The sequence below is a fragment of the Pseudomonas sp. F007 genome, assembly GCF_057814275.1.
Genome location: NZ_JBVATA010000006.1, coordinates 315,728 through 331,673 on the forward strand (window position 1 = coordinate 315,728; position 15,946 = coordinate 331,673).

11 protein-coding genes are annotated in these 15,946 nt (G+C 63.9%); 5 read left to right on the forward strand and 6 right to left on the reverse strand.

The genetic code is table 11. The annotated features are described in order from the left end of the window. The first annotated feature begins 5 nt into the window (after positions 1 to 5). Genes nagA through nagE form a run of 4 tightly spaced genes read left to right on the forward strand, consistent with a single transcriptional unit; the run spans position 6 to position 6,389 of the window. Positions 6 to 1,112 carry an N-acetylglucosamine-6-phosphate deacetylase gene (gene nagA / locus ACZYR5_RS16890; protein WP_489090233.1) on the forward strand — a complete coding sequence of 369 codons (1,107 nt, stop codon included), beginning with the start codon at positions 6 to 8 and terminating at the stop codon, positions 1,110 to 1,112. Next, positions 1,093 to 2,115: an SIS domain-containing protein gene (locus ACZYR5_RS16895; protein ID WP_489090234.1), complete on the forward strand. Its 1,023-nt coding sequence runs from the start codon at positions 1,093 to 1,095 to the stop codon at positions 2,113 to 2,115. The genes nagA and ACZYR5_RS16895 overlap by 20 nt, the downstream gene beginning before the upstream one ends. Before the next feature lie 24 nt (positions 2,116 to 2,139). After that, positions 2,140 to 4,656: a phosphoenolpyruvate--protein phosphotransferase gene (ptsP, locus tag ACZYR5_RS16900; RefSeq protein ID WP_489090235.1), complete on the forward strand. Its 2,517-nt coding sequence runs from the start codon at positions 2,140 to 2,142 to the stop codon at positions 4,654 to 4,656. Between the two features lie 26 nt (positions 4,657 to 4,682). Beyond that, the gene (nagE, locus tag ACZYR5_RS16905; protein ID WP_489090236.1) at positions 4,683 to 6,389 is read left to right on the forward strand and encodes an N-acetylglucosamine-specific PTS transporter subunit IIBC; all 1,707 of its coding nucleotides are present in this window, start codon (positions 4,683 to 4,685) and stop codon (positions 6,387 to 6,389) included. A 167-nt stretch (positions 6,390 to 6,556) separates the two neighbouring features. On the opposite strand, the gene ACZYR5_RS16910 is transcribed toward nagE, so the two are convergent. Both ACZYR5_RS16910 and purL read right to left on the reverse strand, forming a co-directional pair. Further along, positions 6,557 to 6,868: an NGG1p interacting factor NIF3 gene (locus tag ACZYR5_RS16910; RefSeq protein ID WP_489090237.1), complete on the reverse strand. Its 312-nt coding sequence runs from the start codon at positions 6,866 to 6,868 to the stop codon at positions 6,557 to 6,559. 5 nt (positions 6,869 to 6,873) lie between these two features. Beyond that, complete coding sequence (gene purL / locus ACZYR5_RS16915) at positions 6,874 to 10,770, reverse strand: phosphoribosylformylglycinamidine synthase (RefSeq protein ID WP_489090238.1); 3,897 nt, start codon at positions 10,768 to 10,770, stop codon at positions 6,874 to 6,876. Positions 10,771 to 11,057: 287 nt separating this feature from the next. Between purL and mltF the strand changes: the two genes are divergently transcribed. Further along, positions 11,058 to 12,518, forward strand: a complete 1,461-nt coding sequence (gene mltF / locus ACZYR5_RS16920) for a membrane-bound lytic murein transglycosylase MltF (protein WP_489107622.1) — start codon at positions 11,058 to 11,060, stop codon at positions 12,516 to 12,518. 136 nt (positions 12,519 to 12,654) lie between these two features. On the opposite strand, the gene pdxJ is transcribed toward mltF, so the two are convergent. The 4 genes from pdxJ to rnc form a co-directional block, all read right to left on the reverse strand. Further along, positions 12,655 to 13,401, reverse strand: coding sequence for a pyridoxine 5'-phosphate synthase (gene pdxJ, locus ACZYR5_RS16925; protein ID WP_489090240.1), 747 nt, complete (start codon positions 13,399 to 13,401; stop codon positions 12,655 to 12,657). Positions 13,402 to 13,451: 50 nt separating this feature from the next. Further along, complete coding sequence (gene recO / locus ACZYR5_RS16930; protein ID WP_489090241.1) at positions 13,452 to 14,141, reverse strand: DNA repair protein RecO; 690 nt, start codon at positions 14,139 to 14,141, stop codon at positions 13,452 to 13,454. Positions 14,142 to 14,293: 152 nt separating this feature from the next. Further along, positions 14,294 to 15,196: a GTPase Era gene (gene era / locus ACZYR5_RS16935; protein WP_027618657.1), complete on the reverse strand. Its 903-nt coding sequence runs from the start codon at positions 15,194 to 15,196 to the stop codon at positions 14,294 to 14,296. Next, positions 15,189 to 15,878, reverse strand: a complete 690-nt coding sequence (gene rnc / locus ACZYR5_RS16940; protein WP_489090242.1) for a ribonuclease III — start codon at positions 15,876 to 15,878, stop codon at positions 15,189 to 15,191. The genes era and rnc overlap by 8 nt, the downstream gene beginning before the upstream one ends. Positions 15,879 to 15,946: the final 68 nt, after the last annotated feature.

Consider the following 15,946-nt stretch of genomic DNA (forward strand, 5'->3'; position numbering starts at 1 on the left):
GTCCCATGTCCGAAGACAACATCCTCACCGCGCACGGCTGGATTCGCGGCCGGCTGATCCATGAACACGGCAAGGTCGTGCGCATCGAAGGCCAGCCCTGCGATCCGGCGGAAAACGACCTGCCCTACCTGCTGCCGGGCTTCATCGACCTGCATGTGCATGGCGGTGGCGGCAAGGACTTGATGGAAGGCACACCCGCCTTCGAAACCATCACCAAAACCCATGTGCGCTTCGGCACCACGGCGCTGCTGGCCACCACCATGACTGCCCCCAGCGAAGAAATCGCCCGGGTGCTGGAGCAGGCCGGTGAATTCTGCGAGCAACGCCCTCCCGGCTGCGCCCGGGTCCTTGGGGTTCACCTGGAGGGGCCCTACATCAATCCGGGAAAACTCGGCGCACAACCCAATTTCGCTCACACCGCGCTGCTGGCCGAAGTCGAGTCGTACATGGCCCTGGCACCGATCCGGGTGATCACCATCGCCCCGGAAATCGCCGGTCACGCTCAACTGATCCGCACCCTCAGCGAGCGTGGCGTGCGCCTGCAACTGGGCCACACCCTGGGCAGCTACGAGGAAGGCGTGGCCGCGCTGGAAGCCGGCGCCACCAGCTTTACCCACCTGTACAACGCCATGAGCCCGCTACATCACCGTGAACCGGGCATCGTTGGCGCGGCGCTGGCCCATGCGCAATACGCCGAGCTGATTCCCGATCTGCTGCATGTGCACCCCGGGGCGATCCGCGTGGCGTTGCGTTCGATCCCCTGCCTGTATTGCGTGACCGACTCCAGCGCCGCCGCCGGCATGCCGGACGGTGAATACAAGTTGGGCAGCCACACAGTGACCAAATGCCTCGGCGGTGTGCGCCTGCCCGACGGCACCCTCGCCGGCAGCACCCTGACCATGGACCAGGCCCTGCGCAACCTGGTGAAAATCGGCCTGCCCCTGGCCGAAGCCTCGCAACGCCTGTCGCAATTTCCCGCCGACTACCTCGGCATCAACGAGCGCGGGCGCCTGCAGCCCGGTGCCTGGGCCGACTGCGTGCGCCTGGATCGCTCACTCACACTGACCGCGGTGATGGTCGAAGGAGAAGACATTGACTTCAAAAATGCTTGAGGAGGCGCTGTCCTCGCACCAGGCGGTGGAAAACCAGTTGCGGCAACTCGATCCTCAGTTGATCGAGGTTGCCGGTCGCCTGAATCGCCAGCCGCCGCAAGTGGCAATGACCGTCGCCCGTGGCAGCTCCGATCACGCCGCCAGTTACTTCGCCTACCTGACCATGCAACAGGTTGGCGTGCCAGTGGCCTCACTGCCGATGTCGGTGGTGACCCTGCAGCAGGCACCGTTGAAAGTCAGCGGCCAGGCGGTGTTCGGTTTTTCCCAGTCGGGACAGAGTCCGGACCTGGTCAACAGCCTGCGCCTGCTGCGCAAACGCGGCGCCCTGAGCATTGCCATGGTCAACGCCGAGGATTCGCCGCTGGAAGCCGCCTGCGAATTCAGCCTGCCGCTGTGTGCCGGCGCTGAGCGCAGCGTCGCCGCGACCAAGAGTTTCATTGCCACCCTGAGCGCCAGCGCACGCCTGGTGGCCCACTGGAAGCAGGACGCCGAACTGCTCGAAGCCGGCCTGGAACTGCCCCTGGGCTTGCGCGAAGCCGCGACCCAGGATTGGACGCCAGCCATCGACGCCCTGCGTGACTGCCAACGCCTGATGGTGATCGGCCGCGGCGCCGGATTTGCCATCGCCCAGGAAGCGGCGCTGAAACTCAAGGAAACCTCGGCTATCCAGGCGGAAGCCTTCAGCAGCGCCGAAGTGAAACACGGCCCTATGGCCCTGATCAGCGACAACTACCCGCTGCTGGTGTTCGCCCCGCGTGGTGCGGAACAGGCCGGCCTGCTGAGCCTGGCGGCGGAGATGCGCCAGCGCGGTGCCCGGGTGCTGCTGGCCGCCCCCGATGACGTCAACGAGCGTGACCTGACCCTTAGCCGCGCCGCACACCCGGCGCTCGATCCGATCCTCGCCATCCAGAGTTTCTACGTGATGGCCGTCGGCCTCGCTCAGGCCCGCGGCATGGATCCGGATCAGCCGCGGCACCTGAGCAAAGTCACCCGCACCCACTAAATCGCCCGAGTCGAGTAGCGCGCCATGCCCAACAACAATAATGAGCTGACCCTCAGCGCCCCACTCAGCGGCCCGGTGCTGACACTCGCCAAGGTCCCCGACCCGGTGTTCGCCAGCGGCGCCATGGGTGACGGGATCGCCATCGACCCGCTGAACAACACGCTGCACGCGCCCTGCAGCGGCGTCGTGGTGCAATTGGCGCGCACCCGTCACGCGGTGACGCTGCGCGCCGACAACGGCGCCGAGTTGCTGCTGCACCTGGGCCTGGACACGGTCAACCTGCAAGGCGCGGGGTTCACCCTGTTGGTCGAGGAAGGCGCGCGGGTCAGCCAGGGCGACGCATTGCTGCGCTTTGACCTGGACCGGGTCGCCCAGGGCTGCAAGAGCCTGGTCAGCCTGTTGATCCTGACCAACAGCGACGACTTCCAGGTGCGGCCAATTACTCTCAAGTCGGTCAAGGTCGGCGAACCCTTGCTGCACATCGTGCCCAAGGCTGGCCATGCTGCGCCGCGGGAAACCGACGAGGTGACGCTGACCGCTCAGGGGCACGTGCGAGTCAACCATCGCGGCGGCCTGCATGCGCGTCCGGCGGCCTTGATCCGCCAGACTGCCCAGCAGTTCAGCAGCCGTTCGCAGCTGCACTTCGCCGGGCAATCGGCGTCCTGTGACAGCCTGATCGGCCTGATGGGCCTGGGCATCGGCGAGCAGGACGAAGTCCAGGTCATCTGCCGGGGCGCGGACGCCGACGCGGCGCTGCAAGCCTTGCTCACGGCGCTGTCGACGGCGGTGCACGACACCCATCAAAGCGTCGCGCCCATCGCGCTTGCTCACCCCCCGCGCGCCGCTGAAGCAGGTGTGCTGCAAGGAGTCTGCGCCGCGCCCGGACTGGTCGGCGGTGCGCTATTCCAGCTGACTGCGATCCACCTGCCCGACGATCCCGGCAATCACTCCCCTGCGCAACAGCATCAGGCCCTTGCGGTCGCCCTGGATCAGGTGCGCCACGAGATCGGCGAGACCCTGATCGCAGCGCAGAAACACCGACAGGTGGAAGAAGAACAAATCTTCGCCGCCCACCTCGCCCTGCTCGACGACCCGGCCCTGCTCGACGCTGCGCATCAGGCCATCGAGCAAGGCAGCGCCGCGACGCATGCCTGGAGCGAGTCGATCGAGGCCCAGTGCCAGGTCTTGCTGCAACTCGGTAACCAGCTGCTGGCCGAACGCGCAAACGACTTGCGCGACCTCCGCCAGCGCGTGCTACGCGCCCTGCTTGGCGAGCAATGGCAGTACGAAATCCCGGCAGGCTCGATAGTCGCCGCCCACGAACTGACCCCGTCCGACTTGCTGCAACTGTGCGAACAGGGCGTCGCCGGCCTGTGCATGGCCGAAGGCGGCGCGACATCCCACGTGGCGATCCTCGCTCGCGGCAAGGGCCTGCCGTGCCTGGTCGCACTTGGCGCCAGCCTGCTCGAGCAACCCCAGGGCCAGGTGGTCGTGCTGGACGCTGACGCTGGCCGCCTGGAATTGACGCCCGATGCCCAACGCCTGGCGCAAGTCGCCCAAGCCCGGGACGAACACCAGCAACGCCGTGCCCGTCAGCAGGCCCAAGCCCACGAGCCGGCGGTGAGCCGCGATGGCATTCACCTGGAAGTGGCCGCCAATGTCGCCTCCAGCCACGAAGCCGCCGACGCCTTCAAGGGCGGCGCCGACGGGGTCGGCCTGCTGCGCACCGAGTTTCTCTTCGTCGATCGCCAGACCGCCCCGGATGAACAGGAGCAACGCCTGGCCTATCAAGCGGTGATGGATGCCATGGGCGACAAATCGGTGATCATTCGCACCATCGACGTCGGTGGCGACAAACAACTCGACTACCTGCCGCTGCCGGCCGAGGCCAATCCGGTGCTGGGCCTGCGCGGGATTCGTCTGGCTCAGGTGCGCCCGGAACTGCTCGACCGGCAATTGCGCGCCCTGTTGCAGGTCACGCCGCTGCAACGCTGCCGGATTCTGCTGCCGATGGTCAGCGAGGTGGATGAGTTGCTGCAGATTCGCCAGCGCCTCGACGCGCTGTGCGGCGAACTGCAGATCACCCAGCGTCCAGAGCTGGGGGTGATGATCGAAGTTCCGGCCGCCGCCCTGCTGGCCGAACAACTGGCCGAGCAGGCGGACTTTTTGTCCATCGGCACCAACGACCTGTCCCAGTACACCCTGGCCATGGACCGCGACCACGCCGGCCTCGCCGCCCGCGTCGACGCCCTGCACCCGGCGCTGTTGCGCCTGATCGCCCAGACCTGTGCCGGCGCCGCCCGTCATCAGCGCTGGGTCGGGGTCTGCGGGGCGCTGGCCTCCGATCCGCTGGCGACGCCGGTGCTGCTCGGCCTGGGGGTTCGCGAGCTGTCGGTGAGCCCGCCGCAAATCGGTGAAATCAAGGCGCGCGTGCGCCAACTCGACGCGGCCGATTGCCAGCGCCTGAGCACCGAGCTGCTCAAGCTGCCCAGCGCCGCCGCCGTGCGTGACGCCTGCCGGCAACATTGGCCGCTGGCCTGAATAACAAGAATCCACGGAGACACGCCATGTACCAACTCTTTATCGAAGGCTTGCAACGCCTCGGCCGGGCCCTGATGCTGCCCATCGCGATCCTGCCGATTGCCGGCCTGCTGCTGCGCCTGGGCGACACCGACCTGCTGGACATCGCGATCATTCACGACGCCGGCCAGGTGATTTTCGCCAACCTGGCGATGATCTTCGCCATCGGCATCGCAGTCGGTTTCGCCAGGGACAATAACGGCACGGCCGGCCTGGCCGGGGTGATTGGCTACCTGGTGATGATCTCGACCCTCAAGGTGCTCGACCCGAGCATCAACATGGGCATGCTCGCCGGCATCGTCGCCGGGCTGATGGCCGGCGCGCTGTACAACCGCTTCAAGGACATCAAGCTCCCGGAATACCTGGCCTTCTTCGGCGGCAGACGCTTCGTGCCGATCGTTACCGGCTTCGCCGCCGTCGGCCTGGGCGTGGTCTTCGGCCTGATCTGGCCGCCGATCCAGCAGGGCATCAACAGTTTCGGCGCGCTGATGCTGGAGAGCGGCAGCTACGGCGCCTTCATCTTCGGCGTGCTGAACCGCCTGCTGATCGTCACCGGCCTGCACCACATCCTCAACAACATGGCGTGGTTCGTCTTCGGCAACTTCACCGACCCGGCCACCGGCGCCCTGGTCACCGGCGACATCGCCCGTTACTTTGCCGGTGACCCCAAGGGCGGCCAGTTCACCACCGGCATGTTCCCGGTGATGCTGTTCGGCCTGCCGGCCGCCTGCCTGGCGATGTACCGCAACGCCCTGCCGGAACGGCGCAAGGTGATGGGCGGGATCTTCCTGTCGATGGCGTTGACCTCGTTCCTCACCGGCGTCACCGAACCGATCGAATTCGCCTTCATGTTCCTCGCCCCTCTTCTTTATCTGCTGCACGCGCTGCTCACCGGTTTGTCGATGGCGATCACCAATGCGCTGAACATCCACCTGGGTTTCACCTTCTCCGGTGGGTTTATCGACATGATCCTCGGCTGGGGCAAGTCCACCAATGGCTGGAGGGTGCTGCCGGTCGGCCTGGTCTACGGGTTGATTTACTACAGCGTGTTCAGCTTCTGCATCCGCCGCTTCAACCTGAAAACCCCGGGCCGGGAAGACAGTCTGGTCACGGAAAAAACCGCGCTGAGCGACAACCAGCGGGCCGGTGCCTACATCCAGGCCCTGGGCGGTGCCGCCAACCTGATCACCATCGGCGCCTGCACCACCCGCCTGCGCCTGGAACTGCTCGACCGCAATCGGGCCAACGATGCCAAGCTCAAAGCCTTGGGAGCGATGGCCGTGGTTCGTCCGGGCAAGGGCGGCAGCTTGCAGGTGGTGGTGGGGCCTTTGGCCGACAGCATCGCCGACGAAATCCGCCGGGCGCTGCCGATGACCGGGGCAATGCCGGTTGCGGCGATGGCCGAAGAAGAAGCAGTGCCGGCAGTACCGAGCAGCGAAGCCCGAAAATGGCTCAGTGCCCTGGGTGGTCGCAACAATGTGCTGCACCTTCAGTGCGTGGCCTTGACCCGGATTCGCCTGCAATTGGCCGATGGCCAGGCGCTTTCGCAGAGTCAATTGAAGGAGTTGGGTTGTCAGGGCGTGAGTGCGCTGGAGGGCAATGTGTGGCATTTGCTGGTGGGGGAAAAGGCTGCGGGATTGAGTGCGGCGCTAATGGGATTGGTTGAGCGGCGGGAGGTGGGTGCCAGGGTTTAGATTATTTGGCTCCCGGAGGCCCTCTTCGCTGGCAAGCCAGCTCCTACAGAGATTTCAAACCCCGTAGGAGCTGGCTTGCCAGCGAAGAGGCAGTCAGCCCCGATACAAAACCCCGGGCAACAAAAAACCCGCTGAAATCACTCTCAGCGGGTTTTTCATTTCAGCGGTCAGAAATCTTCCAACCGCCCTACCTCATACGCCGGTGTCTCATAGGGATGGCTCTGTTTCAGCGCCATCACCACCGGGCGAATCAACTCGTCGGCTACGACCAACTCGACCTTCCATTCCTCGACCCGCTCCACCTGCCCCGCTTCGCCAATGAACGGCTGGCTGCCGTCCAATGGGCGAAACTGGCCCTGGCCGAGCACTTGCCAGGCGCAGTGGTCATAGGCACCGATTCGTCCGCCACCGGCGGCGAATACGGCACTTTTGACCACCTCGACGTGGCTGTCGGGAACAAAAAAGCTGAGCTTGTACACAGCCCTTAGTTCACCCACACGCGAGCGTTACGGAACATGCGCATCCACGGAGCGTCTTCGTTCCAGTCGTCCGAGCGCCACGAGTTCTGCACGGCGCGGAATACACGCTCCGGGTGCGGCATCATGATGGTCACGCGACCGTCGCGGCTGGTGAGGCCGGTGATCCCGCGCGGCGAGCCGTTCGGGTTGGCCGGGTAACGTTCGGTGACCTTGCCGTGGTTGTCGACAAAACGCAGCGCCACGCAACCGGACAAGTCGGCTTCAAGCAGTGCCTCTTCGCTTTCGAACTCGGCATGACCTTCACCGTGGGCGATGGCGATCGGCATGCGCGAACCGGCCATGCCCTGCAGGAAGATCGAGTTCGACTCCTGCACCTGGACCATGGCCACACGGGCTTCGAACTGCTCGGAACGGTTGCGCACGAAGTGCGGCCAGAACTCGCTGCCCGGGATCAGCTCATGCAGGTTGGACATCATCTGGCAACCGTTGCACACGCCGAGGGTGAAGCTGTCGTTGCGCTCGAAGAAACCCTGGAACGCATCGCGGGCACGGCTGTTGAACAGCGCGGATTTAGCCCAGCCTTCACCGGCACCCAACACGTCGCCGTAGGAGAAGCCGCCGCAAGCCACCAGGCCCTTGAACTCGTTCAGGTCGACGCGGCCGGCCAGAATGTCGCTCATGTGCACGTCGATCGCGCTGAAACCAGCGCGATCGAAGGCTGCAGCCATTTCCACCTGACCGTTGACGCCCTGCTCGCGCAGCACGGCAACCTGTGGGCGGATGCCTTTCTTGATGTAAGGCGCGGCGATGTCCTGGTTGACGTCGAAACTGAGCTTGACGCTCAGGCCCGGGTTGTCCTCTTCCAACACCACGTCGAACTCTTGATCGGCACAGTCGGCGTTATCACGCAGACGCTGGATCTGGTAGCTGGTTTCCGCCCATTGGCGTTGCAGCAGACGGCGCTGGCCTTCAAACACGGTTTCGCCGTTGAAGGTGATGCTGACTTCGCCGTTATTGATCGGCTGGCCGATCACCGACACGCAGTCGCCCAGGCCGGCAGCGCTGAACTGCGCGAGGACGTCCGGGGTGGCGTCCTGGCGAACCTGGATCACCGCACCCAACTCTTCGTTGAACAGGATCGCAGCGATCTCGGCCGAGGTTTCCGCCAGGCTGTCGAGGTTCAGGTTCAGGCCGCAGTGACCGGCGAAGGCCATTTCCACGGCGCTGGTCAGCAAGCCACCGTCGGAACGGTCGTGGTACGCCAGCAGGTGACCGTCGGCGTTGAGGCCCTGGATCACCGCGAAGAAGGCTTTCAGGTCTTCGGCGTCGTCGACGTCCGGAGCCTGGGAACCGAGCTTGCCGTGAACCTGGGCGAGGATCGAGGCGCCCATGCGGTTCTGGCCACGACCCAGATCAATCAGGATCAGGTCCGTGGTGCCCTTGTCCATGCGCAGTTGCGGGGTCAGGGTCTGACGGATGTCGGTCACTGGCGCGAAGCCGGTGACGATCAACGACATCGGCGAAGTCACGGTCTTGTCGACGCCTTCGTCGTTCCAGCGCGTGGCCATGGACATCGAGTCCTTGCCCACCGGAATGGTGATGCCCAGCTCAGGGCACAGTTCCATGCCGACCGCTTTCACGGTGTCGTACAGACGTGCGTCTTCACCCGGGTGACCGGCTGCCGACATCCAGTTCGCCGACAACTTGATGTCGGAGAGCTTGGCGATGCGCGAGGCGGCGATGTTGGTCAGGGTTTCGCCGATGGCCATGCGGCCCGACGCCGGGGCGTCCAGCAGGGCCAGCGGCGTACGCTCGCCCATGGCCATGGCTTCACCGGTGTAGACGTCGAAGCTGGTGGCGGTCACGGCCACGTCAGCCACCGGCACCTGCCATGGGCCGACCATCTGGTCACGGGCCACGAGGCCGGTGATGGTGCGGTCGCCGATGGTGATCAGGAAGCTCTTGCTGGCCACGGCCGGGTGATGCAGGACGCGCTCGACGCAGTCGGCGATGTCCAGGGTCGACGGATCGAAATCGTCGCCCTGCTCGGCTTCACGCTTGACCGAACGGTGCATGCGCGGCGCCTTGCCCAGCAGCACTTCCAGCGGCATGTCCACCGGGCTGTTGCCGAAGTGGCTGTCGGTAACGGTCAGCTGTGGTTCGGCAGTGGCTTCGCCGACCACGGCGAACGGGCAACGCTCACGCTCGCAGATCGCCTTGAAGCGCTCGAAATCAGCCGGGCCGACTGCCAGGACGTAACGCTCCTGGGATTCGTTGGACCAGATTTCGTGCGGGGCCATGCCCGGCTCGTCGTTGGGAATGTTGCGCAGTTCGAAACGGCCACCGCGGTCGCCGTCGTTGACCAGTTCCGGGAAGGCGTTGGACAGGCCACCGGCACCCACGTCGTGGATGAAGCTGATCGGGTTCTTGTCACCCAGTTGCCAGCAACGGTCGATGACTTCCTGGCAGCGACGCTCCATTTCCGGGTTTTCACGCTGAACCGAAGCAAAGTCCAGATCTGCAGAACTGGTGCCGGTGGCCATCGAGGAAGCGGCACCGCCACCCAGGCCGATCAGCATCGCCGGACCGCCGAGCACGATCAGCTTGGAGCCAACCAGAATTTCGCCTTTCTTGACGTGTTCTTCACGGATGTTGCCCATGCCGCCCGCGAGCATGATCGGCTTGTGGTAACCACGAACTTCATCACCGTGCGGGGTGCTGATGGACTGTTCGAAGGTACGGAAGTAGCCGGTCAGGGCCGGACGGCCGAATTCGTTGTTGAACGCGGCGCCGCCAAGCGGGCCTTCGATCATGATGTCCAGCGCGTTGACGATGCGCTCGGGCTTGCCGTATGGCACTTCCCATGGCTGTTCAAAGCCCGGGATCTGCAGGTTGGACACGGTGAAACCGGTCAGGCCAGCCTTTGGCTTGGCGCCACGGCCGGTCGCGCCTTCGTCGCGGATCTCGCCGCCGGAACCGGTGGATGCGCCCGGGAACGGGGCAATCGCGGTCGGGTGGTTGTGGGTCTCGACCTTCATCAGGATGTGCACCGGTTCCTGCACCGCGCCGTACTGGCGGGTCTCAGGGTCCGGGAAGAAACGCCCGGCCACCGAACCGACGATCACCGAAGCGTTGTCCTTGTAAGCGGACAGCACGCCTTCGCTGTGCATCTGGTAGGTGTTCTTGATCATGCCGAACAGGCTTTTATCCTGGCTCTGGCCGTCGATATCCCAACTGGCGTTGAAGATCTTGTGACGGCAGTGCTCGGAGTTGGCCTGGGCGAACATCATCAGTTCGATGTCGTGCGGGTTGCGCTTCAGGCCGACGAAGGCGTTGACCAGGTAGTCGATCTCGTCTTCGGCCAGGGCCAGGCCCAGCTCGACGTTGGCTTTTTCCAGCGCGGCGCGACCGCCACCCAGCACGTCGATCGCGGTCAGCGGCTTGGGTTCGGCGTGTCTGAACAGGCCGGCAGCCTGCTCGAGGTTGCCCAGCACGATCTGGGTCATGCGGTCGTGCAGGACATCGGCAATGAGCTGGGCTTCGGTGTCGCTGAACTGACCGGCCACGTAGAAGGCGATGCCGCGCTCCAGGCGCTGGATCTTCGCCAGGCCGCAGTTACGGGCAATGTCGCTGGCCTTGCTCGACCAGGGCGAAATGGTGCCAAACCGTGGCAACACCAGGAACAGTCGGCCACTTGGCTCTTGTACCGGAACGCTTGGGCCGTACTTCAGAAGGCGCGCAAGCACCTGCTGTTCGTCGCCGGTCAGGACGCCGGTGACTTCGGCGAAGTGAGCGAATTCAGCATACAGGCCACTGACAGCTGGAACCTTCTGGCTCAGTTGCTCAAGGAGTTTGCTGTGGCGAAAGGCAGAAAGGGCAGGAGCGCCGCGCAGGATCAACATCTTCGGGACAGCCTCGGGAAGGGGGTGTGCTTTGAGGCCGTGCATTCTAGCCTAAACCGCCCGCGACAGCACCCGAAACGCTACGCCCGGTATTGCCCGAACGTCGGCCAGTGGCGGCAGGCCTATAACCAATGCTCATTAAGGTGGCCGCCCGGGAATGATTTGGTACTGAAAATCACTGGCAGACAGCCGTTTTTACTGGCTTTGCGCCGGTTTTTCGCGCACTAGCAGACAAGCCCCTTGCTGTCGAGATATGGCGGCCGTGGTCCTTTGCGTATACTGCGCAGATGTTTTCCCCAATGGCTTTGCGTCCGCGATTCGCCAAATGGCTCATCGCAACCGGACTCTTCCTGATGCTCAGCGGCTGTGTTGATAAACCCAACACCCTGGAGCGCGTAAAGGAGGATGGCGTGCTGCGCGTGATCACGCGTAACAGCCCGGCCACCTACTTCCAGGACCGCAACGGCGAAACCGGCTTCGAATACGAGCTGGTGAAACGCTTTGCCGACGATCTGGGGGTGGAGCTGAAGATCGAGACCGCGGACAACCTCGACGACCTCTTTGAACAGGTGGGCAAGCCCAACGGTCCAGTGATCGCTGCTGCCGGCCTGGTCAGCAGCGAGCAACGCAAGGCGCAGGTGCGATTCTCCCACTCCTATCTGGAAGTCACCCCGCAGATCATCTACCGCAACGGCCAGTCGCGCCCCACCACTGCGGCAGACCTGGCGGGCAAGAAGATCATGGTGCTCAAGGGCAGCACCCATGCCGAACAACTGGCCGAATTGAAAGCGAAGAATCCTCGGATCGAATACGAAGAGTCTGACGCTGTGGAAGTGGTCGACCTGCTGCGCATGGTAGACGAAGGCCAGATCGACCTGACTCTGGTCGACTCCAACGAAGTCGCGATGAACCAGGTGTACTTCCCCAACGTCCGGGTTGCCTTCGACCTCGGCGATGCCAGCAACCAGAGCTGGGCCGTGGCCGCCGGCGATGACAACAGCCTGCTCAACGAGATCAACGAGTTCCTCGACAAGGTCGAGAAAAACGGCACCCTGCAACGCCTCAAGGACCGCTATTACGGGCACGTCGACGTCCTCGGCTATGTCGGCGCCTACACCTTTGCCCAGCACCTGCAGCAGCGCCTGCCCAAGTACGAACAGCACTTCAAGACCTACGCCAAGAAAGAGAAAGTCGATTGGCGGCTGCTGGCCGCAATTGGCTATCAGGAATCCCTGTGGCAGCCGGCCGTCACCTCCAAGACCGGCGTGCGCGGCCTGATGATGCTGCCCCAGAACACCGCGCAGGCGATGGGCGTGTCGAATCGCCTGGATGCGCGACAGAGCATCATGGGCGGCGCCAAGTACCTGGCCTACATGAAGGATCAGCTTGACGACTCGATCAAGGAGCCTGATCGCACCTGGTTTGCGCTGGCGGCCTACAACGTCGGCAGCGGCCACCTGGATGACGCGCGCAAACTGGCCGCCAAGGAAGGGCTGAATCCAGACAAATGGCTGGATGTGAAGAAGATCCTGCCGCGCCTGTCGCAGAAACAGTGGTACAGCAAGACCCGTTATGGCTACGCCCGTGGCGGCGAGCCGGTGCATTTCGTGGCCAACATCCGCCGCTACTACGACATCCTGACCTGGGTGACGCAGCCGCAACTGGAAGGCGATCAGGTCGCCGAAGGCAACCTGCATGTGCCGGGGATCGACAAGACCAAGCCGCCGGAAGAGCCGGCGCCGCTGTGACGGCCAGCGCATGCCCCCCGTAGGAGCTGGCTTGCCAGCGAAAAACGTTAAAGATAACGCGGTCATTCAGGATGAGCGTGGCGCTCTCGAGTTTTTCGCGAGCAAGCTCGCTCCTACAGCGCTTTTGTGTTGGTTTTCAGGCCTTGGCGGCAGCCGCCACGATCAACGCCTTCATCTCGGCCACCGCCGACTTGAAGCCGACAAACAGCGCATGGGCCACCAGCGCGTGGCCGATGTTCAGCTCATTGATGCCCTTGATCGCCGCTACCGCTTCGACGTTGTGGTAGTGCAAGCCGTGACCGGCATTGACGATCAGGCCCTGGGCCAGGCCGCAGGCCACGCCATCGGCCACGCGCTGCAGCTCTTCGGCGACTTCGCTGGGTGTCTGGGCATCAGCGTAGCGCCCGGTGTGCAGCTCGATCGCCGGGGCGCCGACGCGCTTCGAGGCTTCGATCTGACGCTCCTCGGCATCGATGAACAGCGACACTTCGCAACCGATCTTCGCCAGGCGCTCCACTGCCGCCTTGATCCGCGCCTCCTGCCCTGCGACATCCAGGCCGCCTTCGGTGGTCAGCTCCTGACGGGTTTCCGGCACCAGGCAAATATGCGCCGGGCGAATGTGCTCGGCGAACGCCATCATTTCCTCGGTGACACCCATCTCGAAATTCATCCGGGTCTGCAGCACGTCCTTGAGCAGCAGCACGTCGCGCTCCTGAATGTGCCGGCGGTCTTCGCGCAGATGCACGGTGATGCCGTCGGCGCCCGCCTCTTCTGCGTCCAGCGCGGCCTTGACCGGGTCAGGGTAGCGAGTGCCCCGGGCCTGACGCAGGGTGGCAACGTGGTCGATGTTCACGCCAAGAAGAATGCGGGTGCTGGTGGTCACGGAAAACGCTCCAGAGGAAGAGAAAGTTCGGTGCACAGCATACGGGGTGATCAGGGCTTGCGAAACAGCTCGCGACTGACAAGCGGCCGGCCACCGAGGTGAACCGCCAGCGCCTGGCGCATCAGGCGCTTGGCGGCGGAGAGTGCGCCAGGCACGTCCCAATCAGTTTCGGCCATGGCCAACAGTTCGGCACCGCTGAACAAACCCGGCTGCACCAGGTAGACCCGCTCCAGCCCGGCATCGACCTGCAAGCGGTACATGCCCGCCGCCTCGATCGGTTGCTGGTGGATATCACTGGTCAGCGCGAAGCCATAGCCGAGGTCATCCAGCAGGCGCCATTCGAACGAGCGCAGCAAGGGTTCCAGCGCGCGACCTTCGGCCAGGGCCAGCAAGGTCGCGGCATAGTGATCGAATACCGCAGGATGGGGATCTTCGGCGGGCAGCAGGCGAATCAGCAGTTCATTGAGGTACAAGCCGCTGAACAGCGCCTCGCCATTGAGCCAGGTGGGGATACCTGCCCCGTCCATGCGCCCGACATTTTTCAGCTCACCCCGCCCGCGAAACTCCACTTCCAGCGGCACGAACGGCCGCGCCAGCGTCCCGGCCTTGCCCCGCGCACTACGCAACACCGCCCGCAAGCGGCCCTGCGGGGTGATGAAGTCGACCAGCGCACTGTTTTCGCGGTAGGCGCGGGAGTGGAGGACGTAGGCGGGTTGGCTGGGAGCGGGATTCGAGGACATGAGTGTCTCGCTGAAGGGGTACCGCTTTTGAGATCGATGCAGCCCAATGTAGGAGCGGGCTTGCCCGCGAAGGGGATGCAGCATTCAAAAGAGATGTTGAATGTCACTCCGTCTTCGCGGGCAAGCCCGCTGCTACAAGGGTCCGGTGTAGCTTACAAGTCGCCGTAACCCAGCGAACGCAAGGCGCGTTCGTCGTCGGACCAGCCGCCCTTCACCTTGACCCACAGGTTGAGCATGATCTTGGAGTCGAACAGCAGCTCCATGTCCTTGCGCGCCTCGGTGCCGATGCGCTTGATGCGCTCGCCCTTGTCGCCAATGATGATCTTCTTCTGACCGTCACGCTCGACCAGGATCAGCGCGTGGATGTGCAGGGTCTTGCCCTGCTGCTTGAACTCTTCGATTTCCACGGTGATCTGGTACGGCAGCTCGGCGCCCATCTGGCGCATGATTTTCTCGCGCACCAGTTCGGCGGCGAGGAAACGGCTGCTGCGATCGGTGATCTGGTCTTCCGGGAAGAAGTGATCGTTTTCCGGCAGGTGCTCGGCGATCACCCGCTCCAGCGCGTCGAGGTTGTGACCGTGCTGGGCCGAGATCGGGATCACCTGGGCGTTCGGCAACTGCTCCTGCAACCAGCTCAGGTGCGGCATCAGCTCGGCCTTGTCTTCGATGCGGTCGGTCTTGTTCAGCGCCACGATCAGCGGGCCGGTGACGTACTGCACGCGCTCGAGCACCATCTGGTCTTCTTCGGTCCACTTGGTCCGGTCAACCACGAAGATCACCACATCAACGTCTTTCAACGCCGCCGAAGCAGTCTTGTTCATGTAGCGGTTCAGGGCCTTCTCGCCGCCCTTGTGCATGCCGGGGGTGTCGACGTAGATGGCTTGCACGTCGCCTTCGGTCTTGATCCCGAGCATGTTGTGGCGGGTGGTCTGCGGCTTGCGCGAAGTGATCGCCAGCTTCTGGCCGAGGATGTGGTTCAGCAGGGTCGACTTGCCCACATTCGGGCGGCCAACGATGGCGACATAGCCACAGCGAGTTACGTTTGTATCAGTCATGGCCATTCTCCACGCCCAGGGCGATCAGTGCTGCAGCGGCCGCTACCTGTTCGGCAATACGACGGCTGACGCCCTGGCCACGGCTTTTTTCGTTCAGTAAGGTGATTTCACATTCGACGAAGAACGTCCGGCAATGCGGCTCACCCTGGATATCCACCACTTCGTAGCGCGGCAGTTCACAGGCACGCGACTGCAGGAACTCCTGCAGGCGGGTCTTCGGATCCTTGTTGGTGTCGACCAGCGTCAGGCTGTCGAACTCGGACGCCAGCCAGGCCAGTACCCGCTCACGCGCCATGTCCATGCCAGCATCGAGGTAGATCGCACCGATCAGCGCTTCGAGGGCGTCGGCGAGAATCGACTCGCGACGGAAACCACCACTCTTCAGCTCGCCGGAACCCAGGCGCAAATGCTCGCCCAGGTCAAAACCACGGGCCAGTACCGCCAGTGTCTCGCCTTTTACCAGGCGCGCGCGCAATCGCGACAACTGGCCTTCGCGGGCCAGCGGGAAGCGATCGAACAGGGCTTCACCGGCGACGAAGTTGAGGATGGCGTCACCGAGGAATTCCAGGCGCTCGTTGTTGCGCCCGGCAAAGCTGCGGTGAGTGAGGGCCAGGACCATCAGTTCCTGGTCCTTGAAGGTGTAGCCGAGCTGACGCTCAAGACGACTTAAGGAGGCGCTCACGGTTTACCCACGCTGAGTTCGTGGTCGACTTCCCCCACAGCATCGCTGCGAAGGCCTGGGACAAATAA